A 25,538-nucleotide genomic window follows, 5' to 3' on the forward strand; every position below is an offset into this window, starting at 1 on the left:
TTGATCGCGAGCCAGGGTTTGGCCGCTCGTCACATCCATTCAATGATAAAAACAGGATAGCAGGAGTGAAGCGTGAGTAAGTCGCTTTGGCAGCAGTGTTCCACTCGTTTACAAAGCGAGTTAAGCATGCAGCATTTTAATACCTGGATTCGACCTTTGCAGGTCGAACTAGAGAATAACACCCTGTTTTTATATGCACCCAATACCTATGTGATGGATTGGGTGAAAGATAAATACCTCGAGCAAATTATTAGTTTCCTGCGCGAAGAAGCGGGTCAGGAACCACCGAATGTTGAACTTAAAGTCGGTGGAGCGCGAACAAACAGCAATACCAATAACAGCAGCCTTAATGGCAGCCGTAAAACCACCAGTCAGGCTGCTTCGAACCAACGGCCACGACCCCAGCGCCGGACATCTGATGATGATCGCCCGGTTTCGCTGCAAAGCAGTAACTTACATCGTTCCTATACCTTTGAAAACTTTGTCGAAGGTAAATCCAATCAGTTGGCGCGTGCGGCAGCCCTTCAGGTCGCCGAGAATCCGGGCGGTGCTTATAATCCGCTGTTTATCTACGGTGGTACGGGCCTGGGTAAAACCCATTTATTGCATTCGGTCGGTAATGGCATTCTGGCGCGTAAACCGGATGCCAAGGTCTATTACCTTCGTGCTGAGCGCTTTGTGCAGGACATGGTGTATGCCATGAAGCACAATAAGATCGACGCGTTTAAAGAAAGCTATCGTTCGGTGGATGCTTTGCTCATCGATGATGTTCAGTTTTTTGCTCGCAAGGAACATTTCCAGGACGAGTTTTTCCATACGTTCAATTGGTTACTTGAGGGAAATCAGCAGGTTATACTTACAAGTGACGTTTACCCTAAGGAAATTGAAGGGGTTGATGATCGACTTAAATCGCGCTTTGGCTGGGGTTTGACAGTCGCCATCGAGCCGCCTGAACTGCCCACGCGGGTCGCAATTCTGGAGCGCAAGGCGGAAGAGCGAGGCATCAAATTACCGCATGAAGTAGCCTTTTTTATTGCTAAACGCTTGCGTTCCCATGTTCGGGAACTGGAAGGAGCGTTGAACCGGGTTGCGGTGAATGTCAATTTAACCGGTCGAGAGCTAACCATTGATTTTGTTAAAGAGGCATTGCGTGACTTAATCGCTGCGCAGGAAAAACTGGTAACGATTGATAATATTCAACGCACGGTGGCTGAGTATTACAATATTAAAGTGGCAGATCTGACATCAAAGCGGCGCAGTCGTTCGATTGCCCGCCCTCGTCAGTTGGCGATGGCATTAGCCAAGGAACTGACCAACCATAGTTTGCCTGAAATAGGCGACGCATTTGGCGGGCGGGATCACACCACGGTATTGCATGCCTGTCGCAAAATAAAAGAATTGATAGAGTTGGATCATGAGATCCAGGAAGACTTTCGCAATCTTAATCGGACATTGTCGGTTTAACGAACATGTCTGCATATGCTGTGGTACGGACATAGCGCGCCACAATCCGGCTCGCAACAGTATGGGAGATAAGGCACATGAACTTTAGCACCACTCGGGATGCATTACTGAAACCACTGCAGGTTGTTAGCGGTGCCGTAGAACGTCGTCATACCTTACCGATTTTATCCAATGTGTTAATTCGGGTGAGTAGCGATGAGCTGCGTATGACGGGTACTGACTTAGAAGTAGAGTTGGTCTCTAAGGTCAGCCTGGAAGGCGCTGTAGAAGGCGAGGCAACGGTTCCTGCTAAAAAGCTGCTGGATATTGTTCGCAGCTTACCAGAGGGGCATGACGTTAAGCTTGAGTCGAATGGTGATAAAATCATTCTCCGTTCCGGCCGCAGTAAATTCACCTTGAGTTCATTGCCGGCAAGTGAGTTTCCGGATATCGATGAGTGGGAGGCTGAAGTTACCTTTGAGCTTGCTCGTGGTGAATTGAAACACCTGATGGAACGAACTCATTTTTCGATGGCGAATCAGGATGTTCGATACTATCTGAATGGTATGCTGTTTGAGGTCAATGACAATCAGTTACGCACGGTTGCCACAGACGGACACCGTTTGGCGATGGCCGGGATGCAACTCGAGCAGTCCGGCTTACCACAACGGCAAGTAATCGTTCCGCGCAAAGGTGTGACTGAGCTGATGCGCCTGCTGGAGCAGGACGACCAACTTATTCAGGTGGCTATTGGCCAGAACCATATCCGGGTTCGCAGCGAAGGGATGGTGTTTACCAGTAAATTGCTTGACGGCCGCTTCCCTGATTATCGACGTGTGCTTCCGCAAGGTGGTGATAAGACGGTAATTGCTGATAAGGATCTGTTGCGTAGCGCCTGTGCTCGGGCATCGATTCTGTCCAATGAGAAGTTTCGTGGCGTACGGCTCAACCTGAGTTCGGGCGAGTTGGCATTAACAGCCAATAACCCGGAGCAGGAACAAGCGGAAGAAGCAATTGAAGTGGATTATCAGGGCGACGCGTTGGAAGTGGGTTTCAATGTAACCTACGTCCTCGACGTGTTGAGCTCTATTCAGGGTGAGCAAGTGAAGTTCACTTTAAGCGACGCCAATAGTAGTGCGTTGGTTGAAGACAACGCGGACGATTCGGCGTTGTACGTTGTTATGCCCATGCGCCTGTAGTCGATGCGACTAGAACGTTTGCACATAGAGAAATTTAGGAATTTCTCCAACGCACAGCTGGAGCTGTCGTCGAAGGTGAACATGCTCTGTGGTGCAAACGGTAGTGGCAAAACCAGTATTCTGGAAGCCATTTATTGTCTCGGTTTTGGCCGTTCCTTTCGAACTCACCAAATCAGGCAAGTAGTTCAGGACGGTGAACAGGCATTTACCTTGTTTGCAAAATTACTAGAGAATGGTAGCGACGATCCCGTTGAGCATCGCATAGGCTACCGTCGCTTTAGAAGTGGTGAATCGCAGGTCAAAGTCGACGGAGATACTGAGAAGCGATTTGCGGCACTTGCGCGCCTGGTCCCGGTTCAACTGATAACGCCTGAAAGCGTCGAGCTTATAACGGGTGGGCCGAAGGAAAGGCGTCAGTTTATGGATTGGGGATTGTTCCACGTGGAACAATCGTTTTTTCCACAGTGGGCAGGTTACGTAAGGCTGTTAAAGCAACGCAATAGTTTACTGCGCCAGGGCAACCACCAAGCGCAAGCCGGTGCCTACTGGGATGAGCAATTAGCTGCCGCCGGGGAAGAGGTAGCGATAGCCAGAGAAGACTATGTAAGCGGGCTGAATGGCTTGTTAAACGATTACTGTCAGTTATTTCTGCCTCAGTATGATTTTAAGTTTAAGCTGAATCATGGGTGGCATCGCCACGATGAAACACTTGCAGATGCGTTGAAGCAAAAATTTGAAGCGGATAGCAGACAGGGGTTCACCAGCGTGGGTCCCCATAAAGCTGAGTGGCAAATTAAGGTTGATGGAGTGGACGCTAGAGAGCGACTCTCCAGAGGTCAGTTAAAGTTATTAGTCTCTGCACTGCGTTTGGTGCAGGGACAGGATTACAAGCTCCGAAGGGAGCAGCCGTGTATCATCTTAGTGGATGACTTACCGGCAGAGCTGGACGAAAAGAACCAGCAAACGTTGTGTAGCGCATTAAAAGATAGTGGCAGTCAGGTATTTATTACCGCGATTGATGAAGCCAAAATAAGGTCACACTTTAGCGATACCGAAACTCAATTGTTCCACGTGGAACATGGAACAATTTAAAGACACGAGTAGGAATATTTTTATGTCAGAGAACAACTACGATCAGTCGAGTATTAAGGTCCTTAAGGGTCTGGACGCCGTGCGTAAACGCCCAGGTATGTACATCGGTGACACCGATGACGGAACGGGTTTGCATCACATGGTCTTTGAGGTCGTGGATAACTCAATTGATGAGGCGTTGGCTGGTCACTGCAATGAGATTTATGTGACTATGCATGCGGATGGCTCAGTGTCGGTTCGCGATGATGGTCGAGGCATCCCGGTTGAGATGCATGAGGAAGGCGTGTCGGCTGCAGAAGTCATTATGACGGTGTTGCATGCAGGCGGTAAGTTTGATGATAACTCGTATAAAGTGTCCGGTGGTTTGCACGGTGTTGGTGTATCAGTTGTTAACGCGCTGAGTAAAACACTTCAGTTGACGGTATGGCGCGGTGGTAAAAAATGGCAGCAAACCTATACGCATGGTGTACCGGATGCACCTATTGAACCAGTGTCTGATACAGATAAATCGGGCACTGAGATTCGTTTCTGGCCGAGTGAAGAAACCTTTACCGATATTACCTACCATTACGACATTCTAGCCAAGCGTGTGCGGGAGTTGTCTTTCCTGAACTCTGGCGTTTCTATTCATTTGGTAGACGAAGGGAGTGACCGCAAGGACCACTTCAAATACGACGGCGGTATCGCTGCCTTTGTTGAGTATCTGAACCAGAAAAAAACTCCGATCCACCCTAAGGTATTCCAGTTTTCGATGGAACGGGACGATGGTATTTGCGTAGAAGTAGGTCTGCAATGGAATGATTCGTTCCAAGAGCATATTTACTGCTTTACCAACACCATCCCACAACGGGATGGTGGTACCCATATGGCAGGCTTCCGTGCTGCATTGACGCGGACGCTGAATAGCTACATGGAAGCGGAAGGCTATGCGAAGAAAGCGAAGACCACGACCTCTGGCGATGACGCTCGAGAGGGCCTGACCGCTGTGATTTCAGTAAAAGTACCAGACCCTAAATTTTCTTCGCAAACCAAAGACAAACTGGTTTCGTCGGAAGTAAAAGGTGCGGTAGAGCAAGCGATGAACGAGTATCTCAACGAGTTCCTTTTAGAGAACCCAACAGATGCTAAAGTTATCGTACAGAAAATAATTGATGCGTCTCGGGCCCGTGAAGCTGCGCGTAAAGCGCGTGAAATGACGCGACGTAAAGGTGCATTAGACCTCGCTGGTCTGCCTGGGAAGCTGGCTGATTGCCAGGAGAAAGACCCTGCGCTATCTGAACTCTACATTGTGGAGGGTGACTCGGCAGGTGGTTCTGCCAAGCAAGGGCGTAATCGTAAGAATCAAGCTATTCTGCCGTTGAAGGGTAAAATCCTCAACGTTGAGAAAGCACGCTTTGATAAAATGCTTTCCTCGCAGGAAGTAGCGACTCTTATTACCGCCATGGGTTGTGGTATTGGCCGTGATGAGTACAACCCGGATAAAACTCGTTATCACCGTATCATCATTATGACCGATGCCGATGTCGATGGGTCGCATATCCGGACTTTGCTTCTAACTTTCTTTTACCGTCAGATGCCGGAGATCATTGAGCGAGGGTATATCTATATCGCTCAGCCGCCTCTTTATAAGGTGAAGAAAGGCAAGCAGGAAACCTACATCAAGGACGACCCAGGTCTGATCCAGTATTTGGCCAGCCTTGCTCTTGAGAAGGCATCTTTGCACGTGAATGCCGATGCGCCAGGTATAACAGGTGTGCAGTTGGAGAAGATGGTGCAGGACTATCAGTTCGCGATTGATACTATCAAGCGCTTGAGCCGACGCACGCCTAAGCACATGCTGAATCGACTGGTATACGCTCGAAAACTAACTCCAGAGCTGGTAAAAGATAAGGCTCAAATGGAGCAATGGGCAGAGGACTTCGCTGCGGATTTAACCAAGCATGAAAAAGACTCAGCTAGCTATCAGGTTCATCTTGTTGAGGAAGACGAGCGCGGAGCTTACCTGCCTGTGATCAAGCTACGTCGACACGGCATCGATACTGACTTCCCATTAACCTACGAATTTGTCGTAGGTCGGGACTACGAAAAGATGACGGCAATCGGCGGTGAGATCAATGGCCTGGTTGAAGAAGGCGGCTTTGTGATGCGCGGCGAGCGTAAACAGGTGGTGAAAGATTTCGTTGAAGCCATTGAATGGCTTATCAACGAGTCCAAGCGCGGCTTGTACGTACAGCGCTACAAAGGATTGGGTGAGATGAACCCAGAGCAACTGTGGGAAACTACAATGGATCCGAATAACCGTCGCATGACTCAGGTCAGAATTGAAGACGCGATTGGGGCGGACCAACTGTTCTCAACATTGATGGGTGACCAGGTCGAACCGCGCCGTGCATTCATCGAAAGTAATGCGTTGAAAGTGTCTAACCTCGATGTTTAGACTAATGGCCGCAGGTGGGCTGCTTAACGCGGCCCTGGCAACTAACATTTAATTTTATGTAAAAGCCTCTGTTTTGCAGAGGCTTTTTTGTAAGAATATGGCTAACACAGCAGGAATTTTCACAAAGGAACGTCACCATGCATTTAGTCAGATACTCTCTTACCATTCTCATTGGGCTGTTGATTTTAACTGGTTGCGCCAACCTAATTGGTCGTAGCGCTTTGCATCCACCGATGCTGGACTTTGAACTGCTACCGGCCGTAGAGTATGAACGAATTGGTTATCAACGCGCGACCTACTGCCCGGCGGGACTGCCTTGCCTGGCGTATTCGGTTGCCCGTGCCTACGATAATCAGGGGCGTGAGACTTGGGCTGATGCCGCAGATAGCTGGGCGCAACAGGCGCCGCTTGAGACCGAGGCGATGGAGGTGCGGTTACGGTTTTGGCCTTATGCGGAGAAAACAGCAGCGGACCGCAGTCGACGCACGTCCATGCGTTATGAGATAGAGCTGGATACGACCCGGGGTAACGACAAGGTTGAATTATTGCTTGATGGTGCCGTGCCGAAAGCCACTCGTGGGACGTATATTCTGATTCATGGATTCAGAACTAATAAGGAATCACTCTTTTTTATTGCCGAAAGTATGCGCTTTGCGGGGTTTGATGTCGTATTAGTCGATTTGTATGGTCATGGTAACTCAGAAGGTGCATTTACCTTTAGTGGGAAACCTGAAGCTCAGGCTGTCAGTCAGCTCCTAGATGCAAACAATTTCACCGGACCTCTCCACCTGGCCGGTATGTCAATGGGTGGTACAGCGGTTAGTCATCTTGCGCCGTTGCGTGACGATATCGAAAGCCTATTGTTACTAGCCCCAATGCTTGAGTTTGTCGATTCTTTCGTGGATGCGGGAAGAGCCTATACTCGCAGTGCTCACTTAGTGCCGGAAAGTAGCCTTAAAAAGGGAGCTCGCTACGCACTGGATGAAGCAGGTACGACGCAGGCCGATACGGCTGCCGTACAGCGCGTTGGCGAGCTTGGTATCCCGATACTTATAATGGGCTCAGTCGAAGACCGGATAACCTCTCTGGATCGACTACAGGACCTAGCAGCAAGTAATCAGGATATTACCCTGCATGCGGTGCAACCGCGCACGCATCACGGCATGATCCTTTGGGACACTGACGATTTTGGCGCCTGGATACGTTGGATGGAGTCCAAGGTGATAGAGGGGTAGGCGGCAAACAGCCATAGTGTTGATTACAGTGAATAAAAAGCCCGCTTAGTTAAGCGGGCTTTTTGGTTCAGGATTGGAGTAACGAAATATCGGCTATATTGAGGAACTGCGCTCGCAATTGACTGAGAAGGGCAAGTCGATTCGCTCTGACAGCACTGTCGTCTGCATTTACCATGACCTGCTCAAAGAATGCATCCACAGGCTCTCGCAAGCTTGCTAAACGGCTCAGCGCCGCGTCGTAGTTTCCTTGCTCTGCATCGGCACTGACGTCGTTTCGAACTGAATCCAGTGCGCTGTGTAATGCTTTTTCCTCGGCTTCAGAAAGCAAGTCCGGGTCGACGCTTGAACCAACCTGATCTGCCTTCGCCAGAATATTGCTAACTCGTTTATTGGCTGCGGCTAGTGCGTCTGCTTCAGGGTTCGATTTAAAAGCGTGCACGGCATGCACACGACGATCAAAATCAAACGCAACCGTCGGCCGTCGTGCCATCACTGCCTGAATCACATCAACCGGAACCGACTGGTCTTCGTAGTAGGCCCGGAAGCGTCCTAGCAGGAAATCGACGATTGAATCAGTTAACGCGCTGCTCGCTTTGATCTTGTCGCCATATCCTTTAATAGCTTCATCCACCAGTAGTGGCAGATCTAAAGGTAGTTCCTTTTCAATAAGAACACGCAGCAGGCCAATGGCTGCACGGCGCAGGGCAAAGGGGTCACGGTCGCCTTTCGGAGTTTGTCCGATGCCGAAAATACCAGCCAGGGTATCGAGCTTATCTGCCAGTGCAACGGCGCAGGCGACTTTACTATCAGGTAAGGTGTCACCGGCGAAACGAGGGTGGTAATGGCCTTCAATGGCATTGGCAACAAGGTCACTTTCGCCGTCCAGGCGGGCATAGTGCATGCCCATAACGCCCTGAACCTCGGGGAATTCCATCACCATGTCTGACATCAAATCGGCTTTAGCCAATAATCCCGCGCGGGCCGCAGCTTCAGCGTCATCATTTAATAGTGTCGCAATAGCACCGGACAAGCGAGAAATACGCTCTGCTTTCTCTCCTAACGTGCCCAGTTGTTTCTGGAACAGCACTTTGTGCAATCCCTCGACGCGCTGAGCAAGTGGCGTTTTCTGGTCGGTCGCAAAGAAGAACTCGGCGTCGGCAAGACGGGGGCGAATCACTTTTTCATTGCCCTCAATGACCTGCTTCGGATCTTTACTTTCGATGTTACTAACAAAAATGAAGCGAGGAAGGAGCTGTCCCTGGTTATCCTCCAGAGGGAAATAGCGCTGGTCATCCTTCATCGTATAGATCAGGGCTTCTTTAGGTACTTGCAGGAAACGCTCTTCGAAATGAGCCACATGGGCAACCGGCCACTCAACAAGCGATGCAACCTCATCCAATAGCGCTTCGTCCATAACTGGAGTTGCATTTTCCTGCTCCGCCAGCTCTTCAATTTGTTCGCGAATAACCGCTTTGCGCTGTTCGAAATCAACCAGTACATGAGCGTCTGCCATTTGTTCAATGTAGCTGGATGCATTGGCAATGGTAACCAGTTCCGGGTGGTGGAAGCGATGACCGGTCACCGTATTTGAGCTGTCAATACCAAGTACTGAGCAGGTTACCACCTCGTTGCCGAGAAGCACCGTGAGGTGATGGACCGGGCGGATAAAGCTATGCTCGCTGCTACCCCAGCGCATAGGGCGTGGGATCGGCAGTTGTTTAATGGCTCGCTCGATGAAATCCTGCAGTAGCGCAGTCACTGGCTGGCCTTTCTCAGTGGCTTTATGCACCAGCCATTCACCCTTATCGGTTTTTAAGCGTGAGGCCTGTTCTATGCTAATACCGTTGCCCCGGGCCCAGCCGAGTGCTGCTTTGGTCGGGTTGCCGTCCGCATCGAATGCCACGTCAACCGAGGGACCTTTCTTTTCAACCTCTTTGTCAACTTGCTGAGTTTGTAGTCCCTCAACAATCACAGAAAGCCGGCGAGGAGAATTAAGGGACTTAACGTAAGTGAATGCTAACTCACTAGCGGTAAGCTGGGTTTTAATACTGTCGGCAAAACTTTGCGCGAGCTGAACCAAGGCTTTAGGTGGCAGCTCTTCGGTGCCAAGTTCAATCAATAGATCTTGTGTGGTCATGGATAGCACTCCCTTACTTGGCCGCTACATTTGCTAATGGAAATCCAAGCGCTTCTCGCGCTGCGAAGTAGGCCTCTGCACAGGCTTTGGCCATGGTGCGTACCCGAAGAATATAGCGTTGGCGCTCAGTCACTGAAATTGCGTGTCGTGCGTCGAGTAGGTTAAAAGCGTGTGATGCGCGCATCACTTGCTCATAGGCTGGTAACGGCAGGTTGTGCTCAATGAGCAGCTCACACTCTTTCTCACAGGCTTCAAAGCGAGCGAACAGTACATCGACATCGGCGTATTCGAAGTTATAGGTAGACTGCTCAATCTCATTTTGCAGGAAAACATCGCCGTAGAGGATTCTGCCGCGAGGGCCGTCGGTCCAAACCAGGTCATAAATACTGTCGACGCCCTGGATATACATTGCCAGGCGTTCAAGACCATAGGTGATTTCACCAGCGACTGGCTTACACTCGATTCCGCCGACCTGCTGAAAATAGGTGAACTGGGTGACTTCCATGCCGTTCAGCCAGACCTCCCAGCCAAGACCCCAGGCACCCAGGGTCGGTGATTCCCAGTTGTCTTCAACGAAACGAATATCGTGGACTAAGGGGTCAAAACCCAGCATCCGCAGCGAATCAAGATAGAGTTCCTGAATGTCCGACGGTGAGGGTTTTAAGATAACCTGGAACTGATAATAATGTTGCAGACGATTCGGGTTTTCCCCATAACGGCCATCGGTCGGGCGGCGGCATGGTTGCACATAGGCAAAATTGGCTGGCTCCGGGCCGATTGAGCGTAAAAATGTCTGTGGATGGAAGGTACCGGCACCAACCTCCATATCCAGCGGCTGTACAATGGCGCAGCCTTTCTGAGCCCAGAAATCCTGCAGAGCCAGGATCAGGCCCTGAAATGTCTTAACGTTAAATTTTTCCATGAGAGTTCCACTTACAGTCGGCCGAATTTACGCTGTCCAGCGCTAAAAGTTTGTGTGATTATACCCTGAGCTAAAGCCCGATTTATAGGGAGGATAGAGGTTGAATAACGCACTAAATGCAATTAAACGCTGTCCTTGGTGTGGTGATGCGCCAGATTATCAAAAATATCATGATGAAGTTTGGGGACGGCCGGTGTACGACAGTCACGAATTGTTTGCCAAACTTTGCCTTGACGGCCAGCAGGCCGGCCTGAGCTGGATTACCATATTACGCAAACAGTCGGCCTACGAAGAGGCGTTTTTGCAGTTCAACCCGGAACGCCTGCATGCCATTCAGGGCGCTGAACGTGAATCCTTTGTTGAGCGGCAGATGCAAAACGCCGGAATTGTACGAAACCGTCTTAAAATTAATTCGATATTCCGAAATGCAGATGGGTACATGGCACTGCAAGCCAGTGGAGAGGATTTTTCCGAATTTCTTTGGAGCTTTGTAGATGGGCGGGTGGTTGATGTAAAGCCAGGTGAAATGGTTGATATACCCACGCAAACTCCGGCTTCTGAGGCAATGTCCAAAGCGCTGAAAAAGACCGGCTTCAATTTTGTCGGGCCGACCATTTGCTACGCCTTTATGCAGGCGGTTGGCATGGTAAATGACCACCTGCGGGACTGTCATGTACGTAAGCTTTAGGAGTGTTATCCGTTGCCTAAGGGGTAGCCGCGAAATGAGCCCAGCCGTAATACGAGCAGTAGCCCAATGACACCACTAACGGTCAGAGTGATACCCACCAACATTAGCCAGCCGTTTTCAGCACGGGAGACCTGGGTGGGCGAGCCTACCAGGCGGTACAAGCGTCGGTTGCCATTGTCGAGTTGCCGCTCGACAATGCTCCCCAGCGGCTGAAAGCTCTGAATGCTGTGGTAGTTAACTCTGTTGGCTTGGTCTACTTGTGCCTGACGCAGCTGCTGCTTCGCTTCCCCTTCTGGGCTGCCTTCACTACTTGAGAACGGCCTATATGCACCAGCTGGAAACTCTCTGCGCCAGCCACCTTCAAAGTAGTCTGTGGGCTCCCCTGGCTGTATCTCCCCACGTGACTGGTAGCTATATTGCTTTTCCGGAAAAAACGCTTCGCTATACCCGGCGTAAAAGAGTGCGCAACCAATCCCAATCGTTAGTGTAAATATAGCCATCAGGAAGACACTACGTCGCTGAGATTGTTGCTGAAATCTGCCCATGTAGGTGCGGATAGATTCAATATGCATCACTTTAGGATCAGCCGAGCGGATATCGAGCTGTGCACAAAGGTCGGCAATATCCAGATCAAGCCCGCTTAGAATCCGCTTGAGAATATCGTCAGACGGGTATGAGTTATCGTTCTCCAGCTTAGACAGATAAGACTGCTCTATTTGCGCCTTACTCGCTAGCTCTGGTTGAGAAAGCCCTTGTTGCTGACGGTGGTAGCGAATAATTTCACCTAACGTCATGTTGCCTGAAGTCATGCTGAGCCCCTTTGATGGATTGGTTGAAACCCTATTCTTGGCTATTCCTTGGGGGATAAGTAGATGAATATACATGAATAGCGGGGAAATTCGTGGAATTGGTTGGTAGGATACGGCGAGTGAATTCATAATTGAGGCAGACTCGGCTTTTGGCGCGTCTGTACTGGACCAAGAGGCCTGAATAATGATTGAGATGAAAGCGGTAGATTACACCAATAGTAAACAAGCTGGCGAACTGATAAGCCTGCTCGAAGCGTACGCACGGGATCCTATGGGTGGTGGTGAAGCCCTGCCGGAGGCGACTAAAGCAACGCTCATCGCAGAAATGGCAAAACGCGATGGAGTGTATAGCTTTATCGCCTATAAAGACGGCCAGGCGGTTGGGCTGGCGAACTGCGTTGAAGGGTTCTCAACTTTCGCGGCAAAACCCTTGTGCAACATCCACGATATTGCAGTCCTCGATGGGCACCGCGGTGAAGGTATCGCCCAGCAGCTGATGGATAAAGTTTGTGAAGCCGCCAAGGCGCGTGGCTGCTGCAAAGTCACTCTGGAGGTGTTAACGGGCAACGAACGTGCACGACAGGCATATTTACGTTTTGGCTTTAAGCCGTATCAGCTGGACCCGACGTTAGGTCAGGCTGAGTTCTGGGAATACAAGCTTTAGCTCACTCAAGCCTTAACCAGACCCTTTTGAATCAGGTATTGGTAGGGTACTTCCGCCGTTTGCTGGGTCAATAGTTCGTGGTCCATAAAACGGCAAAAACTCGGAATGTCACGGGTCGTCGCCGGGTCGTCGGCGATAACCAGTAGGGTGTCACCTTCCTCCATTTTGCGGACTTTAGCCCGAATTAACATGACAGGTTCCGGGCAGCGCAGTCCGGTTGTATCGAGTTGATGGTCAGCATTTTGAAACGGGGCCATGATCGATGCTCCAGTGAAACCAATATCGTTAACGCAGTCTGTTGTAGAAAATAAGTCTAACACGACAGGCATAAAAAAAGCCGCAGCAAAAATCGCTGCGGCTTTCTATTTTTAAGCGGATATTTTTATACGCGTTCGTACACGGTCGCGATACCCTGACCCAAACCAATACACATAGTGGCCAGACCTAAGGTTGCGTCTTTACGCTCCATTAGGTTGATCAGTGTGGTTGAGATACGTGCACCTGAGCAGCCGAGTGGGTGACCCAGAGCGATGGCACCACCATTGAGGTTCACTTTGTCTTCCATCAGATCCAGCATATCGAGACCTTTCATCACCGATAATGCCTGCGCTGCGAAGGCTTCGTTCAGCTCAAACAGGTCGATGTCCGCCAGGCTCAGGCCAGCACGCTGTAATGCTTTTTGCGTCGCCGGCACCGGACCATAGCCCATAATGCTCGGATCGCAGCCTGCTACCGCCATAGAACGGATTTTAACCCGAGGGGTTAAGCCAAGCTCTTTGGCTTTGTCGGCTGACATGATCAGAGTCGCAGCGGCGCCATCAGAGATAGCTGACGACGTACCAGCGGTGACCGTACCATTGGCCGGGTCGAAGACTGGGCGCAAGCCTGCCAAGCCTTCTACGGTCGTTTCAGGGCGTACCACTTCGTCGTGTTTAACACGATGCAGCGCGCCGTCTGCGTTGTGGCCGTTAATGGCATGGATTTCGTTGTCAAAACCGCCATCAATGTTGGCCTTATGCGCCAGCTTGTGCGAGCGTGCACCAAACTCGTCCTGCATTTCACGGCTGATACCGAACTTGCGACCAAGCAGCTCTGCGGTCATGCCCATAGAACCTGATGCTTTAGCAACCGACTTATTCATGCCCGGGTGGAAGTCCACGCCGTGCATCATAGGTACGTGGCCCATGTGCTCAACACCACCAGCGATATAGATATCGCCATGGCCGGTTTGAATCGCACGGGTTGCATCGTGAATCGCCTGCATTGACGAACCACACAAGCGGTTTACGGTAACACCCGGAATACTGTGCGGCAGACCAGCAATCAGCGATGAGTTACGTGCAATATTAAAACCTTGCTCAAGGGTTTGCTGAACACAGCCCCAGTAGATGTCTTCGATTTCGTTGACATCAAAACCCGGGTTACGCTCAATCAAGCCTTTCATTAATTCTGCTGAGAGGTCTTCAGCACGCACGTTACGGAATACGCCGCCTTTCGAACGGCCCATTGGCGTGCGGATACAATCTACAATGACTACGTCTTTCATAATCTTCTCCGTTCGAGTTAGCTGTTTAAGTAGGATTCGCCGGCTTCTGCTTTCTTACGCAGACCGTCGGTCACCTGATACATCTCACCCAGGTGAGCGTACTTGTCAGCCAACTCTACAAATTTCTTCAGACCCATGGTTTCCAGGTAACGGAATGCACCACCACGGAATGGAGGGAAGCCGATACCATAGAGCAATGCCATGTCGGCTTCTTCGGCGCTGGCTACGATGCCATCTTCGTAACAACGAATGACTTCGTTGATCATTGGAATCATGCAGCGAGCGATAATTTCATCGGCCTCAGCGTCACCGGTCTTCTGACCAATGACATCGTAAACCTCAGGGTTTACCTCTTTAACCGGGCGTCCACGCTTGTCAGTGCTGTACTCGTAAAAGCCTTTGCCGTTCTTCTGACCGTAACGGTTAGCCGCTGCCAGTTTGGCAATAGCACCGTTTTCGTCACGTGGCATGCGGCTAGGGAAGCCTTCAGCCATAACGTGCGTAGCGTGATCTGAGGTATCAATACCAACCACGTCACTCAAGTAGGCAGGGCCCATTGGCCAGCCAAACTGCTTCTCCATGACCTTGTCGATTTTCGGGAAGTCGACGCCGTCGTCGAGCAATAAGCTGAAGCCTGCGAAGTAGGGGAACAGTACCCGGTTGACGAAAAAGCCAGGGCAGTCGTTTACCACGATTGGCGTTTTGCCCATTTGCAGGGCGTAGGCGATGACAGCTGAAATTGTATCTTCTGAGGTGTCTTTGCCACGAATGATTTCAACCAATGGCATCTTATGGACCGGGTTAAAGAAGTGCATGCCACAGAAGCGAGCAGGGTTCTTTAAGTTCGAGGCCAGACGGTCAATTGAAATCGTCGAGGTGTTTGAAGTGATAATGGCATCATCAGCGACCACACCTTCGATCTCCGCCAGCACGGCGCCTTTAACTTTCGGGTTCTCAACCACTGCTTCAACGATGATATCGACGTTCTCAAGCTCGTTGTTGTGCAGCGTAGGTACAATATTATTCAGAGTCTGAGCGACTTTCTTCGGTGAAACTTTACCGCGCTCAACCCCTTTACCGAGGATCTTAGCTGCTTCGTTAAGGCCTAAATCCAGTTGTTCCTGTTTGATATCTTTCATCACTGCAGGAATGCCCTTAACGGCGGACTGATAGGCGATACCACCACCCATGATGCCAGCGCCTAATACGCCGGCGCGCTTGATTTGCTTGCTGGCGGATTTCGCTGCTTTCTTGCTTTTCCCTTTGACTAGTTGGTCAGCCAGGAAAATACCGACTTGGGCTCGCGCTGCGTCCGTTTGCGTTAACTTTACAAACAGCTCGTTTTCGATATTCAGAGCACTTTCCCGCGCTTCGCCGGCACCACGCTCAACAACTTCGACAGCAGCGTGCGGGGCTGGGTAATGCTTACCTGCTTTAGCAAACACTAGTGCTTTGGCGGTGCTAAATGTCATTAAGCGTTCGGTGTCGTTAGCTTGCAACGGTTCAAGTTTTGGCTGACGTTTCGCTTTCCAGTCGAGATCGCCGGAAATCGCGTCTTTTAGCATACTAATAGCTGCGTCTTTCAACTTATCCTGCACGGTAATGGCGTCGATTAAGCCAATGCTCAGGGCTTTTTCTGGCTTGTGATTGGCACCAGTGGTAATCGCTTCCAGTGCATTATCTGGACCAATTACCCGAGGTAAGCGAACCGTTCCACCAAAGCCTGGGATTAAACCGAGCTTCACTTCAGGCAGGCCAATAACTGCGGTTTCGTCGACAATGCGGTAGTCACAGGCAAGGATAGCTTCACAGCCACCGCCCAACGCAAAGCCACTGACAGCGGCTACGCTTGGAACTTGCAGGTCTTCGAGCTTGTCGAAGACGCGTGATGCTTTATGAACCCAGGTTTTTGTTTTCTCGATATCAGAAAAAAGGGTCAGGAACTCGGTGATATCAGCGCCTACAATAAACGTAGATTTGCTGCTGGTAACCAGAACGCCTTTAAGTCCGCTTTCTTTATGGAGGGCGTCTAACGCGTCACTGAATTGGTTCAGAGTCTTCTCGTCAAACTTATTGACGGAGCCTGGGGCGTCGAATTGAAGTTCGGCAATACCGTCTTCAACAAAATCGACGTGCAGGTTTTCACCTTGGTAAATCATCGTGGGTCTCCCGTTTGTTTACGGCGGATGCCGTTAACCTTTTACAACGAATAACGAATATGGTGCTCAAAGTATGGAACAAAAATGTGGCACTAATCATCCCACATTGCAACCTGGATTTAAACAGGTGTTTAAAAGCTTTCGCTGGCTTGCACTAAGTGGCTGCCTGGCTTTTATTAGTTCGCTTCCAGTCTGGTCAGGCGAGGTCGAGCAACATCGGCCTACTCAGGCTGATGCCCGGCCCCTACCTGAGAATCTAAGCGAGCTTCGTAGCGAGTTTGTAGAGGCGGAAAGGTCTGCCGGGCGGGCTGATGCGCAGGAATTCTTTGAGTTAACAGAACGCTTTTACCATTACCCTCTATGGCCGTACATTGAAGCTGCCTACCTGGAAGCAAACCTGAGCCTCGGACGAGAATCCCGAATTCGGAACTTCATGCAACTCTACTATGGCACAGCGGCGGAACGGAGTTTGCGAGACAGCTGGCTGCGTTATCTCGCCCGACGCAATGATAAACAGCGTTTCGTCCGGGACTTTGTCGATCGCGGTAGCCAGGAACAGATGTGTCGCTATCTGGTATATCGCCTGCAGTTGACGAATGAACCAACGGAAGCCCTTTGGCAAATGGTTGAGCAACGTTGGGTGCAACCACAGAGCCAGCCGCGGACCTGTGACCCGGCGTTTAATGCCTGGCAGCAAGCCGGGCAACGAACGGATGCTGTGGTGTGGGAGCGATTCGATCTTGCGATAGACGCAGAGAACTGGAGCATGGCGCGTTATCTGCGCAGCCTGCTGACGAATGAACAAAGCATCGAGCTGGCTGACAACATTCTATTGTTGCGCCAGCGGCCCCAGCGGATTATCGAGTATCACCAATTGCCCGGCGACTCGGAACGTGCAAAAGCCCATGTTATCGCAACGACCCTTAAGCTTGCGTGGCGCGATATCGGCGTCGTGCGGAAAGTATGGGAGGGGATGCAGGCTCATTTTTCATTTAGCGATGAGCAACGGCAAAAAGTGAATAGCCTGGTTGGTGTTGTTCTTGCGGTGCGTGAAGAGAAAGACGCACGCGAATGGTTCGAGCAGTTACCCCTAGAGGGCTTGAGTGAGTCTGCTCGGCATTGGTATTTAGCCACGTTATTACGGCAGCAGGATTTTGCAGCCATCCTTAGTCTGGCTGAGTCACTGCCTGACAGCTCTACCCAATACCGCTACTGGCAGGCACGAGCGTTAAACGAGCTTGGTCGTCCACTGGAAGCGGAGCCGATTTGGCACGAACTAGCTGAGCAACGCCATTACTATGGTTTTATGGCCGCAGCTCAACTGGATGTTGCTCCGAATTTGCATCGGGAGTCGGTTATTATTGATGAGGCCACAAGATCCAGGTTACTTAGCCGCCCAGAGGTACAGCGTGCCTATGAGTTTCTTCAGTTAGAACGCTATCTGGATGCTCGTCGTGAGTGGAATCTGGTGCGGGCTCGATTGCCGGATGAGGAGCGTGAGGTTGCTGCTGTGCTGGCAAGCCAGTGGCAATGGCTGGACCAGAGTATCCGCGAATTCTCAAACCTGGGCCTTTATTCAGATCTGGAGCGCCGTTTTCCATTAGGGTATCAGCAACTACTGACCCAGCATTCGGGGCACTGGGGACTCGATTTAGCCTGGGTTTACGCCATTATACGGCGGGAAAGTGCCTTTCAGCCTGATGCGCGGTCACCCGTAGGTGCCCGCGGACTGATGCAGATCATGCCGACAACTGCGGACTATATCGAGCGTAATACGCCAGGGCCAACGAACCGTCATCCTCCGCGTCTTGACCGGCCTGAGGACAATATTCGTCTGGGAACACGCTATATGGCTGACTTGCTCAGCAGAAACCGTGGTAATTGGCTACTCGCGACCGCAAGCTACAACGCCGGCTATCGGCGGGTACAGCAATGGGTCCCTGAGGCTCAGGTGGCGGCGGATATCTGGATTGAAACTATTCCTTACCAGGAAACCCGCGATTATGTGAAAGCCGTACTGACCTATCAGCAGATCTATGCGAATTTGCTGGGGCAGGATGACAAGCTGATGCAACACATGCATAGTATGCTTATTCATCCTGATGGAGGCATCTGCACCAATGTCGAGAGTCCAGCCCAGCTTACCTCACTTTGCTGAGCACTTTTCCCAGTTACGTGAAAAATATGACCGCCTATTGATAGCTAAGGACATTGATGTCCTGGCTATCCATGCGGGTCAGTTGAAGCGTCATTTTATGGATGACAGTGAATACGCATTCCGGGTTAGTCCTCACTTTAAAGCGATATGCCCACTCCTGCAGTCGACCAACAGTTGGGTTCTGATGCGCCCGGAGCAGAAACCGACTCTGGTGCTCTTCGCCAGTGACGATTTTTGGCATGAAGCCCCATATATCGATCAACAGGATTGGCTGAGTATGTTCCACGTGGAACTAATCAGTACGCCTGACGCTGTCGATAAATACCTTCCATACGACAAATCACGCACGGTCTATCTTGGCGAGCATATCGAAGTGGCTCAGGCATTAGGTATTTTAGAGGTGAACCCTGAAGCGGTGCTTAGTTACCTTCATTATGCCAGGCTATTTAAAAGCGATTACGAAATAGCCTGCATTGAACAGGCGAATCGAATAGCAGCGCTCGGCCACGAAGCGGCGGAAGCCGCATTTTTTAGCCAGGCATCCGAGTTTGATTGCTGGCTCGCCTATATGGCGGCAACCCGGCAGGGACCAGAGGAGATGCCGTACAATGCCATTATTGGTTTCAATGAGCATGCGGCGACGCTTCATTACCGGGGCAAACAGACGTTTGCCCCGCCAACGGTGCATTCGATGCTGATTGACGCTGGCGCACAGGTACGTGGATATGCCGCAGATATAAGTCGAACCTACGCCTTCGAGGACGACGAGTTCGCGGCAATGGTAAAAAGTGTAGATTCGTTACTGTTGGACCTGACTGCACAGATCCGCCCAAACCGCACCTATGTCTGGTTGCATGAACAAACGTTACTGGGTATCGCCGACATTTTGAAACGCTTTGATATTGTCAGAATGGATGTCGATGGCATGATATCGCGGAAAATTGTCGATAAGTTCATGCCCCATGGGTTCGGCCATATGCTAGGGCTTCAGGTTCACGACACCGGCGGCAGCTTGCCTGATGCCAGCGGCAAGATGATTGTGCCACCAGCGCGCTATGCAAACTTAAAGACAACCCGTAAAATTGAACCGCGTCAGGTTGTTACCCTCGAGCCCGGTTTGTATTTTATTGATTCACTGATGCAGCAGTTAGCGAACGGGCCTGATGCGAAAGCAATTAATTGGGCTAAGCTTGACGAACTTCGCAACTTTGGTGGTATCCGCATAGAGGATAATCTGCTCATTACCGAGCAGGGCGCCCGTAATCTCACTCGTGAACAAGGTCTTGCTTGATGCAGGTTCGCACAATACTTCGAATTCTAGGGCTGTTGGTTGCACTATTTAGCAGTACCTTGCTACCACCTATTGGTATAGCCCTCTATTACAATGACGGGGGTGCGGGGGCATTTTTCTTCGCGTTTCTGTTAAGCCTGTTGATTGGCTTCCTGCTTTGGTATCCGAACCAGAATTTTCGTCGTGACTTAAAAACCCGCGAGGGCTTCGTCATTGTGGTGATGTTTTGGGTGGTACTGGCGTCGGTGGGGGCGATTCCTTTCTGGATGCCTGATGAATTCACGCTTAGCTTCACTGACTCGATGTTTGAGTCATTTTCGGCGTTAACCACCACGGGTGCTACCATTCTGACCGGTATTGACGAGCTCCCACATTCGTACCGTTTCTATCGCCAACAGCTGCAATGGTTTGGAGGCATGGGAATAATCGTGTTGGCGGTGGCAATATTACCGCTGCTTGGTATCGGTGGGATGCAGCTGTTTCGTGCGGAAACCCCGGGGCCAATGAAAGACAATAAAATGACTCCGCGTATCGCCGATACCGCCAAACATCTTTGGTACATTTACCTAGGCTTGACCCTGGCCTGTGCCTTTTTCTACTGGCTGGCAGGAATGAGCGTCTTTAATGCCGTTGGCCATGCGTTTTCAACGGTGGCCATTGGTGGCTTTTCGACCCACGATGCTAGCCTCGGCTACTACGACAGCGGCTGGATTAACCTGGTTTGCATTGTCTTTTTATTAATAGCCGGGGTGAATTTTGCACTTCACTTTGGCGCGGTGCGGGGGAAGACCATTCGTGGTTATCTATACGACCCTGAATTGCGCGCCTTCTTACTGATCCAGTTTGTGCTTATGTTGATTTGTGCCTTTACTCTGGCGGTACTGCAGTGGCATGACGATATTCTTAGTTCGATTTCCCATGGTGCCTTTCAAGCCGTTTCCATTGCCACTACCGCCGGTTTTACCACCGATAACTACAGTATGTGGCCAGTCTTTCTGCCAGTACTGCTAATCTTTGCCAGTTTTATTGGAGGCTCAGCAGGGTCTACTGGCGGGGGGCTTAAAGTCATTCGGGTGCTGTTGTTATTCCGCCAGGGTGTGCGGGAGCTGAACCGGCTGGTTCATCCGCGCGGCGTATTCAGTGTTAAATATGGCAATCGACCATTGCCGGACCGCGTAGTGCAGGCTGTTTGGGGCTTTTTTGCTGCCTATGCGCTGGTCTTCGTGTTCATTATGCTGGCTTTCATCACCACAGGTCTTGACGACTACTCAGCTTTTGGCGCAACCGCAGCGACCCTCAACAACCTGGGGCCGGGTCTTGGTGCCGTCGCCTCCAACTTCCAGGATGTGAGCACTGTGGGTAAATGGGTTGCGATATTGGCAATGCTGTTCGGTCGTCTTGAAGTGTTTACGTTACTGGTGCTATTTACGCCGACGTTTTGGCGCGGCTGACCCCTCACCAGGCATAGATCGGAGAGGGGTAGCGTGGTCAGAAGAAGAGTGCACTAGGCTCGAACAATCGTTCAACATCGCTGACGTACTTTTTGTCGACCAGAAACAGAACCACATGGTCGTCGGTGTGAATAACGGTTTCGCCGTGGGCAATAATGGTTTTATTTCCGCGGACAATGGCACCGATGGTCGCGCCCGGCGGCAATTTGATTTCGTTCACTGAACGGCCAATAACCTTAGAGGTTTTTTCGTCACCATGGGCAATGGCCTCAATGGCTTCGGCCGCGCCTTTGCGCAGAGAGTACACGTTGACAATGTCGCCTCGGCGTATATGGCGCAGCAATGCGGAAATGGTCGCGTTCTGTGGCGAAATCGCGATGTCGATATCACCTCCCTGAACCAGGTCGACATAGGCGCTACGCTGGATAAGCACCATGGTTTTCTTCGCTCCCATGCGCTTTGCCAGCATTGCTGACATAATATTAGCTTCATCGTCGTTGGTTACAGCGACAAACACATCAATGTCTTCGATATGTTCTTCACTCAGCAATTGCTGATCCGACGCGTCGCCATGAAGGACCAGGGTGTGTTCGAGGGTCGCCGAGAGGTACTCCGCACGCTCAAGCTTGGTTTCGACCAGTTTAACCCGGTGCGTATGCTCAAGGGCTTTGGCGAGGCCTGCGCCGACTAAACCCCCGCCGACAATCATAATGCGTCGATAGGTATCCTCAAGGCGCTGCAGCTCTTCCATCACAATACGGATGTTGTCGGTATCAGCGACAAAAAAGACCTCGTCGTCCGCTTCGATTACGGTACTGCCTAACGGCCGAATGGCACGGCCCTGACGAAAGATAGCCGCTACCCGAGCATCTACATTCGGTATATGTTGTTTCAGCGCGGAAATCGCGCGACCAACCAGCTTGCCCCCATAATAAGCTTTTACCGCGACCAGACTGACTTTGCCCGACGCGAATTCCATCACCTGCAATGCACCGGGGTAGTCGATTAGGCGTTTAATATAATTGGTTACCAGCTGCTCCGGCGCGATTAGATGGTCTACCGGCATGTCCTGGTTATGGAACAGTTTGTCTTTGTAGCGGATGTACTGCTCGGAGCGGATGCGAGCTATTTTGGTCGGTGTATTGAACATGCTATAGGCGATCTGGCAGGACAGCATATTCACTTCATCGGTACTGGTGACCGCAATCAGCATATCGGCGTCGTCGGCACCTGCCGCCTGTAATGTATCTGGGTGCGCGCCATTGCCAATGACCACCCGTAGGTCAAATTTTTCCTGCAGCTCACTCAGCCGGTGGCGATCAGGATCGATGATGGTAATTTCGTTCTGTTCACCGACCAGGTTCTCGGCCAGTGTGGTACCAACTTGTCCTGCTCCAACAATGATGATTTTCATAGTGCCGGGTATATCCTATGCCATTAATGCTGCTGCTTTTTCAAGCGTGCATAATAAAAGCCGTCATGTCCATCGATTTTCGGCAGCAACTGCCAGCCTTTGCTGGCAAGCGGGTCGACCGCCAGCCAGGCAGGGGGGGGAGGCAATTCGTCCCACTCGGCATCGCTGTTTGCGTCAATAAAATGGGTAATTTGCTGGTGATTCTCTTCAGGCAGCACCGAGCAGGTCGCGTAGAGTAACTGTCCGCCTGGCTTCAGCATCGACCAAAGGTTAGTCAGTATTGTTTGCTGCAGGTCACTCAGATCCGCTATATCACTTTCTCTGCGTAACCACTTAATGTCGGGGTGGCGGCGAATAACACCCGTCGCCGAACAGGGTGCATCAAGCAGAATACGGTCAAACAGCTCGCCATCCCACCAGTCGTTGGCGGTGGCATCGGCTTCGACGATGGTTGCGTTAAGGGCCAGTCGTTGAAGATTGTCTTTGACCCGTTCAAGGCGACTCGCTTCGATATCCAGAGCGGTCAGTTCACACGCCGCACCTTCAAGTATATGCGCACTTTTTCCGCCCGGAGCCGCGCAAGCATCCAGTATCCGTTCAGCCGGCTGGGCGCCCAATAAAGGGGCTGCAAACTGAGCGGCGGCGTCCTGGACTGACACCCACCCCTCGGAAAAGCCTGGCAGGGTTGCGACATCGAGTGGTTGCTGAAGACGCAATCCGTGATCAAGTCCGGGGTAGCTATGACTTTCAATGCCTGCCTCGGTCAACAATGCCTGGTACGAGGTTGCGTTGTGATGGCGAGCATTTACCCGCAGCCACATTGGCGGCTGTTGCTGATTGGCGGCGATTATTTGCGACCAACTTTGCGGGTAACGCTGCTGCAAACGTTTTTTAATCCAGCCTGGATGGTTACCGCTTAATTCGCTCGCTGTATTTATCTCAGCTTCACACTCATCCTGTTTGCGCTGGTAGCTGCGCAGTACTGCGTTAATCAGGCCTTTAAGACCTTGCTGGCGCACCAGCACTGCGCCATCAACGGTGGCAGAGATAGCGGCGTGGCTCGCGGTGCGCATGCTGCGCAATTGGTAGAGGCCAGCCAGTAAAAGGTAGTGAACAATGCGCACCTTTGGTTTGAGCGGTTTATCGACGAGCTGGGCAACTAACCACTCGAGTGTCGGTAAGTCACGCAGCACACCGAAGGCGATGGCCTGAGCCAGGCCTTTGTCGGCCGCAGTGAGCTTAAACTTCTGCGCCGCTTCAGGCAAAGCCACATTTAACGAACGCTGATGCTGAAGCACCTGCTGTAACGCTGAGGCTGCAGCGGCACGTGCTGGCGCGCCGGATGCTCCCGCACGGGATTGGCTCATTGCGTTGCCCCGGCCTGATCAAGTTGCTTGCCCGGGCGAAACAGATCGGCGCGCGCGTTGAGTACATCGGCAGCGGCCATTGCCTTCTTACCGGGTGGCTGGAGCTGAGTGATATTCAACTGGCCGTCGCTGGTGGCAATACAGATCCCGCGTTTATCCGCTGACACAATAGTGCCGGCAGGCTGATCGGCCTTCGCTTCAACAACCTTAGCGTGCCAGACTTTAAAGCGCTGGCCTTCAATGCTGAATTCGGTGCCAGGCCAGGGGTTAAAGGCGCGCACACAACGCTCAATAAATACCGCGCTATTGTCCTGCCAGTTAATCCGCGCTTCATCTTTATGCAGTTTTTTGGCGTAGGTCGCCGCGCTGTCATCCTGAGGTTCAGCGTCCAGCCCTCCCTGTTCAAGCTTGGTGACCGCTTCCAATAAAGCCTGAGGACCGAACTCGGCTAACTTGCTATACAGAGTGGCGGATGTTTCCTGAGGGTCAATGGCGACGCTATGCTTAAGTAGCATTGGGCCTGTGTCGAGTCCGGCATCCATTTGCATAATCGTGATCCCGGTTACTTCATCACCCGCCCAGATGGCACGTTGGATTGGGGCCGCTCCACGCCAGCGCGGGAGTAACGAACCATGCACATTAATGCAGCCCAGGCGTGGAACATCCAGAACGGCCTGGGGTAAAAGCAATCCGTATGCCACCACCACCATTAAATCGGCTTCATAGTCGGCGAGCAGGCGCTGCGCATCTTCATCTTTAAGACTTGCAGGTTGTTCAAGTTTGAGCTGATGGGTCAGTGCTAAGGTTTTAACGGCGCTCGGCTGGAGCTTTTTACCGCGCCCTGCGGGTCGGTCTGGTTGAGTATAAACGGCGACAATGTCGTGCTCAGAATGAATAAGCGCGTCTAGATGACGCGCTGCAAAGTCCGGAGTTCCGGCAAAAATAATTCGCACGATGCTAATCCTCTATGCGTGGCGCGCTGCCAGTTTGGCTTCTTTCTCTAACTTTTTGCGAATGCGACTGCGCTTCAGTGGCGATAAATAGTCAACAAACAGCTTGCCTTCAAGATGGTCTATTTCGTGCTGAATGCAAATCGCGAGCAGACCTTCAGCTTCCATTTCGAATTCATCACCATTCCGATCCAGCGCTTTAACCGTGACCGTACTGGCACGTTCCACTTTTGCGTAAACATTTGGAAAGCTCAGACAGCCTTCCTCATTTTCATGCATCCCGTCGCGTTGAATAATGTCAGGATTAATGAAAACCAGTGGTTGGTCGTTGTTTTCTGAACAGTCGGCAATAAAAAAACGTTTGTGTACATCGACCTGAGTGGCCGCCAGGCCAACCCCGTTCGACTCATACATGGTTTCGAACATGGCGTCGATGGTAGCTCGCAGCCCGTCATCTACCTCGCCAACAGGCTTCGCGACGGTGCGTAAACGCTCATCCGGGTATTGTAAAATGTCTAACTTCGCCATGGGTAATAGTGCCTCACTTGCAATTGCTTTCGGACGTGTGGTTACAGG

20 protein-coding genes are annotated in these 25,538 nt (G+C 51.3%); 10 read left to right on the forward strand and 10 right to left on the reverse strand.

The window, feature by feature from the left end:
- Positions 1-126: 126 nt before the first annotated feature.
- The 5 genes from dnaA to CWE14_RS04160 all read left to right on the forward strand — a co-directional run bounded on the left by dnaA (position 127) and on the right by CWE14_RS04160 (position 7,406).
- Positions 127-1,464 carry a chromosomal replication initiator protein DnaA gene (gene dnaA / locus CWE14_RS04140; protein ID WP_420837097.1) on the forward strand — a complete coding sequence of 446 codons (1,338 nt, stop codon included), beginning with the start codon at positions 127-129 and terminating at the stop codon, positions 1,462-1,464.
- A 77-nt stretch (positions 1,465-1,541) separates the two neighbouring features.
- The gene (gene dnaN / locus CWE14_RS04145) at positions 1,542-2,642 is read left to right on the forward strand and encodes a DNA polymerase III subunit beta (RefSeq protein WP_126798236.1); all 1,101 of its coding nucleotides are present in this window, start codon (positions 1,542-1,544) and stop codon (positions 2,640-2,642) included.
- 3 nt (positions 2,643-2,645) lie between these two features.
- Positions 2,646-3,734, forward strand: a complete 1,089-nt coding sequence (recF, locus tag CWE14_RS04150) for a DNA replication/repair protein RecF (RefSeq protein WP_126798237.1) — start codon at positions 2,646-2,648, stop codon at positions 3,732-3,734.
- 22 nt (positions 3,735-3,756) lie between these two features.
- Entirely contained in the window at positions 3,757-6,171 is a 2,415-nt protein-coding gene (gene gyrB, locus CWE14_RS04155; protein ID WP_126798238.1) for a DNA topoisomerase (ATP-hydrolyzing) subunit B, read from the forward strand.
- Between the two features lie 137 nt (positions 6,172-6,308).
- Positions 6,309-7,406, forward strand: coding sequence for an alpha/beta hydrolase (locus tag CWE14_RS04160; protein WP_126798239.1), 1,098 nt, complete (start codon positions 6,309-6,311; stop codon positions 7,404-7,406).
- A 67-nt stretch (positions 7,407-7,473) separates the two neighbouring features.
- On the opposite strand, the gene glyS is transcribed toward CWE14_RS04160, so the two are convergent.
- Both glyS and glyQ read right to left on the reverse strand, forming a co-directional pair.
- Positions 7,474-9,543, reverse strand: coding sequence for a glycine--tRNA ligase subunit beta (glyS, locus tag CWE14_RS04165; protein WP_126798240.1), 2,070 nt, complete (start codon positions 9,541-9,543; stop codon positions 7,474-7,476).
- A 13-nt stretch (positions 9,544-9,556) separates the two neighbouring features.
- The gene (gene glyQ, locus CWE14_RS04170; protein ID WP_126798241.1) at positions 9,557-10,465 is read right to left on the reverse strand and encodes a glycine--tRNA ligase subunit alpha; all 909 of its coding nucleotides are present in this window, start codon (positions 10,463-10,465) and stop codon (positions 9,557-9,559) included.
- Between the two features lie 100 nt (positions 10,466-10,565).
- On the opposite strand from glyQ, the gene CWE14_RS04175 reads away from it, so the two are divergent.
- Positions 10,566-11,153, forward strand: coding sequence for a DNA-3-methyladenine glycosylase I (locus CWE14_RS04175; RefSeq protein WP_126798242.1), 588 nt, complete (start codon positions 10,566-10,568; stop codon positions 11,151-11,153).
- A 5-nt stretch (positions 11,154-11,158) separates the two neighbouring features.
- Here CWE14_RS04175 and CWE14_RS04180 read toward each other — a convergent pair whose 3' ends face one another.
- Positions 11,159-11,962: a helix-turn-helix domain-containing protein gene (locus tag CWE14_RS04180; protein WP_157981776.1), complete on the reverse strand. Its 804-nt coding sequence runs from the start codon at positions 11,960-11,962 to the stop codon at positions 11,159-11,161.
- Between the two features lie 184 nt (positions 11,963-12,146).
- Between CWE14_RS04180 and CWE14_RS04185 the strand changes: the two genes are divergently transcribed.
- Positions 12,147-12,626, forward strand: a complete 480-nt coding sequence (locus tag CWE14_RS04185; RefSeq protein WP_126798244.1) for a GNAT family N-acetyltransferase — start codon at positions 12,147-12,149, stop codon at positions 12,624-12,626.
- Between the two features lie 5 nt (positions 12,627-12,631).
- Here CWE14_RS04185 and tusA read toward each other — a convergent pair whose 3' ends face one another.
- The 3 genes from tusA to fadB all read right to left on the reverse strand — a co-directional run bounded on the left by tusA (position 12,632) and on the right by fadB (position 16,331).
- A complete protein-coding gene (tusA, locus tag CWE14_RS04190; protein ID WP_198676532.1) occupies positions 12,632-12,883 on the reverse strand; it encodes a sulfurtransferase TusA in 252 nt (83 codons plus the stop codon).
- A gap of 125 nt (positions 12,884-13,008) precedes the next feature.
- Positions 13,009-14,172, reverse strand: coding sequence for an acetyl-CoA C-acyltransferase FadA (gene fadA, locus CWE14_RS04195; protein ID WP_126798245.1), 1,164 nt, complete (start codon positions 14,170-14,172; stop codon positions 13,009-13,011).
- A gap of 17 nt (positions 14,173-14,189) precedes the next feature.
- Positions 14,190-16,331 carry a fatty acid oxidation complex subunit alpha FadB gene (gene fadB, locus CWE14_RS04200; protein WP_126798246.1) on the reverse strand — a complete coding sequence of 714 codons (2,142 nt, stop codon included), beginning with the start codon at positions 16,329-16,331 and terminating at the stop codon, positions 14,190-14,192.
- Between the two features lie 73 nt (positions 16,332-16,404).
- Between fadB and CWE14_RS04205 the strand changes: the two genes are divergently transcribed.
- The 3 genes from CWE14_RS04205 to CWE14_RS04215 are packed head-to-tail and all read left to right on the forward strand — an operon-like array spanning position 16,405 to position 21,231.
- Positions 16,405-18,489, forward strand: coding sequence for a transglycosylase SLT domain-containing protein (locus CWE14_RS04205; RefSeq protein WP_126798247.1), 2,085 nt, complete (start codon positions 16,405-16,407; stop codon positions 18,487-18,489).
- On the forward strand, positions 18,452-19,780 hold the full coding sequence (gene pepQ / locus CWE14_RS04210; RefSeq protein ID WP_126798248.1) for a Xaa-Pro dipeptidase: 1,329 nt from the start codon (positions 18,452-18,454) through the stop codon (positions 19,778-19,780). The genes CWE14_RS04205 and pepQ overlap by 38 nt, the downstream gene beginning before the upstream one ends.
- Positions 19,780-21,231, forward strand: coding sequence for a TrkH family potassium uptake protein (locus CWE14_RS04215; RefSeq protein ID WP_126798249.1), 1,452 nt, complete (start codon positions 19,780-19,782; stop codon positions 21,229-21,231). Before pepQ ends, CWE14_RS04215 begins: the two co-directional genes overlap by 1 nt.
- Positions 21,232-21,268: 37 nt before the next feature.
- Here CWE14_RS04215 and trkA read toward each other — a convergent pair whose 3' ends face one another.
- From trkA to def, 4 genes are read right to left on the reverse strand one after another with little or no spacing between them, the layout of a single operon-like run.
- Positions 21,269-22,645: a Trk system potassium transporter TrkA gene (gene trkA, locus CWE14_RS04220; protein WP_126798250.1), complete on the reverse strand. Its 1,377-nt coding sequence runs from the start codon at positions 22,643-22,645 to the stop codon at positions 21,269-21,271.
- A gap of 23 nt (positions 22,646-22,668) precedes the next feature.
- Positions 22,669-24,012: a 16S rRNA (cytosine(967)-C(5))-methyltransferase RsmB gene (gene rsmB, locus CWE14_RS04225; protein ID WP_126798251.1), complete on the reverse strand. Its 1,344-nt coding sequence runs from the start codon at positions 24,010-24,012 to the stop codon at positions 22,669-22,671.
- Entirely contained in the window at positions 24,009-24,974 is a 966-nt protein-coding gene (gene fmt, locus CWE14_RS04230; RefSeq protein ID WP_126798252.1) for a methionyl-tRNA formyltransferase, read from the reverse strand. The genes rsmB and fmt overlap by 4 nt, the downstream gene beginning before the upstream one ends.
- 3 nt (positions 24,975-24,977) lie before the next feature.
- Positions 24,978-25,490 (reverse strand): peptide deformylase, encoded by a 513-nt coding sequence (def, locus tag CWE14_RS04235; RefSeq protein ID WP_126788854.1) that lies wholly within the window; start codon positions 25,488-25,490, stop codon positions 24,978-24,980.
- Between the last annotated feature and the right edge of the window lie 48 nt (positions 25,491-25,538).

Origin of the sequence: Aliidiomarina soli (assembly GCF_003986975.1) — a bacterium.
GTDB lineage: Bacteria > Pseudomonadota > Gammaproteobacteria > Enterobacterales > Alteromonadaceae > Aliidiomarina > Aliidiomarina soli.

Excerpts from the sequence above, each read along its gene's own strand:
- dnaA (WP_420837097.1), top strand. The coding sequence starts at position 127 with ATGCAGCATTTTAATACCTGGATTCGACCTTTGCAGGTCGAACTAGAG.
- dnaN (WP_126798236.1), top strand. The coding sequence starts at position 1,542 with ATGAACTTTAGCACCACTCGGGATGCATTACTGAAACCACTGCAGGTT.
- recF (WP_126798237.1), top strand. The coding sequence starts at position 2,646 with ATGCGACTAGAACGTTTGCACATAGAGAAATTTAGGAATTTCTCCAAC.
- gyrB (WP_126798238.1), top strand. The coding sequence starts at position 3,757 with ATGTCAGAGAACAACTACGATCAGTCGAGTATTAAGGTCCTTAAGGGT.
- CWE14_RS04160 (WP_126798239.1), top strand. The coding sequence starts at position 6,309 with ATGCATTTAGTCAGATACTCTCTTACCATTCTCATTGGGCTGTTGATT.
- glyS (WP_126798240.1), bottom strand. The coding sequence starts at position 9,543 with ATGACCACACAAGATCTATTGATTGAACTTGGCACCGAAGAGCTGCCA.
- glyQ (WP_126798241.1), bottom strand. The coding sequence starts at position 10,465 with ATGGAAAAATTTAACGTTAAGACATTTCAGGGCCTGATCCTGGCTCTG.
- CWE14_RS04180 (WP_157981776.1), bottom strand. The coding sequence starts at position 11,962 with ATGACTTCAGGCAACATGACGTTAGGTGAAATTATTCGCTACCACCGT.
- CWE14_RS04185 (WP_126798244.1), top strand. The coding sequence starts at position 12,147 with ATGATTGAGATGAAAGCGGTAGATTACACCAATAGTAAACAAGCTGGC.
- tusA (WP_198676532.1), bottom strand. The coding sequence starts at position 12,883 with ATGGCCCCGTTTCAAAATGCTGACCATCAACTCGATACAACCGGACTG.
- fadA (WP_126798245.1), bottom strand. The coding sequence starts at position 14,172 with ATGAAAGACGTAGTCATTGTAGATTGTATCCGCACGCCAATGGGCCGT.
- fadB (WP_126798246.1), bottom strand. The coding sequence starts at position 16,331 with ATGATTTACCAAGGTGAAAACCTGCACGTCGATTTTGTTGAAGACGGT.
- CWE14_RS04205 (WP_126798247.1), top strand. The coding sequence starts at position 16,405 with ATGGAACAAAAATGTGGCACTAATCATCCCACATTGCAACCTGGATTT.
- pepQ (WP_126798248.1), top strand. The coding sequence starts at position 18,452 with ATGTCGAGAGTCCAGCCCAGCTTACCTCACTTTGCTGAGCACTTTTCC.
- CWE14_RS04215 (WP_126798249.1), top strand. The coding sequence starts at position 19,780 with ATGCAGGTTCGCACAATACTTCGAATTCTAGGGCTGTTGGTTGCACTA.
- trkA (WP_126798250.1), bottom strand. The coding sequence starts at position 22,645 with ATGAAAATCATCATTGTTGGAGCAGGACAAGTTGGTACCACACTGGCC.
- rsmB (WP_126798251.1), bottom strand. The coding sequence starts at position 24,012 with ATGAGCCAATCCCGTGCGGGAGCATCCGGCGCGCCAGCACGTGCCGCT.
- def (WP_126788854.1), bottom strand. The coding sequence starts at position 25,490 with ATGGCGAAGTTAGACATTTTACAATACCCGGATGAGCGTTTACGCACC.